Raw genomic sequence first — 1,932 nt, forward strand, 5'->3', positions numbered from 1 at the left:
GCTTTATTATTTACGTGAACGAATAGATCATAAAAACAACAATATTAAGCATTTGATTATTACAAATGGTGTAGAGTGGTTTTTCTTTAAAGCAGAAGATTTTTATAATTTGTTTTATAAAAATGCTAATTTGGTTAAAGAGTACAATAACTTTCGTGATGGATTAAAAGACACTACAAAAAATGAACTTTTCTATAACGAAATTGCTTTTAAATATATTGAAGGAATTAAAGAACAATTGCCGTATGTATATTTAAAAATAGGTGCAGATGAGATTGAAAAGCTTAGTGATAACAAATTAAGTACTATTTACAAGTTATTTTCCAATGTTCACTTATTAGGTCATGGTTTTGGTAATGATAGCAATAAACTAAATGATGCTTTTTACAAAGAATTGCTTCATATCATCGGTTTAGAAGAAATAAAAGAAAACTCTAAGAAAGTCATTGTTCGTAAACCTTTAAACCAAAGGGATTACGCTTCACTTTTAGAAAATACCATATTTACGTTAGAAGATAAAAACTATCTCGATCGTGTTAAAGGATTTTCTAATAACGACGAAAAAGCATTTTCAGTTGGTTTAGAACTTTGCATCAATTGGATTAATAGAATACTTTTCTTAAAATTATTAGAATCTCAGTTAGTAAGTTATAACAAATCCAATGAATTCAAGTTTTTGAACTTTAATTTTTTAGATGGATTTGATGCCTTAAATGATTTATTCTTTTCTGCTTTGGCAAGACCCTTGAACGAACGTCATGCAAAATACAAAGATAAATTTAAGCATATCCCTTATTTAAACAGTAGCCTTTTTGAGCATAGTGCAATTGAACAACTTACCTTTGATATAACGGCTTTGAAAGATGAAGAGATGGAAATTTATTCATCTACAGTTTTAAAAGATGCCAACGGAAAACGATTGAAAGGAAAGCTAAATACTTTAGAATATATTTTCCGTTTTTTAGATGCTTATGATTTTTCTGCTGATGCAAATACAGAAGTTGAAGATGCTCACGAAAATAAAACATTAATCAATGCTTCAGTCCTTGGATTAATATTTGAAAAAATAAACGGTTATAAAGACGGCTCTTTTTATACACCCGGATATATTACTATGTTCATGTGTAAAGAAGCCATCAGGAAAGCTGTTGTAGATAAGTTTAAAGTTGATTACAATGACACAATTGAAACTTTTGAAGATGTAAAAGATTACTGTTCTCAATTTTTCAAAAAAGAGGATTTACTAAAATTCAATCAAACAATTAATAGTCTAAAAATATGTGATCCTGCGGTTGGTTCAGGACACTTTTTGGTTTCTGCTTTAAATGAAGTTATCTCCATTAAAAGTGAATTGAATATTTTGTGTAATGAAGAAGGAAAAAGAATTCCTTGCGATGTGTCTATAGAAAACGATGAACTCTACATTTCTTACAACGAAGGCGAATTATTCGAGTATCATCGACAAGATATTAATAGTTTACTCATTCAAAAAACTCTGTTTCACGAAAAACAGAATGTTATTGAAAACTGTTTATTTGGAGTAGATATTAATCCTAATTCAGTAAATATTTGTCGATTACGTTTGTGGATCGAATTATTGAAAAATGCTTATTATACAGCCGAAGGTGAATTGCAGACACTTCCAAATATTGATATTAATATTAAATGTGGGAACTCATTAATTAGTCGATTTGGTTTAAAAGATAGTTTGAAAGCTGCTTTCAAAAATAAAGAAGTTGTTTATAGTATCGAAGATTATAAGATTGCGGTAAATGAGTATAAGCAAACCAATAGTAAACAAAAAAAGAAGGAGGTTCTAGATATCATTGACACGATCAAATCAAATTTCAAAACAACCTTAGATTCTAAAATAAAAGATAAGGTTTCCAAAGCTTTAGGCGAATATGAGCTTGAAAAACAGCGTTTAGAAAA

Annotated in this window: 1 protein-coding gene; it reads left to right on the forward strand. The window is 28.7% G+C overall.

The window, feature by feature from the left end; all coding sequences use genetic code 11:
- A partial coding sequence (locus tag GOQ24_RS15665) for a DNA methyltransferase (protein ID WP_317165495.1) occupies window positions 1–1,932 on the forward strand: 1,932 nt, incomplete at both ends.

The sequence above is a fragment of the Myroides sp. LoEW2-1 genome, assembly GCF_009767705.1.
GTDB classification, from domain to species: domain Bacteria; phylum Bacteroidota; class Bacteroidia; order Flavobacteriales; family Flavobacteriaceae; genus Flavobacterium; species Flavobacterium album_A.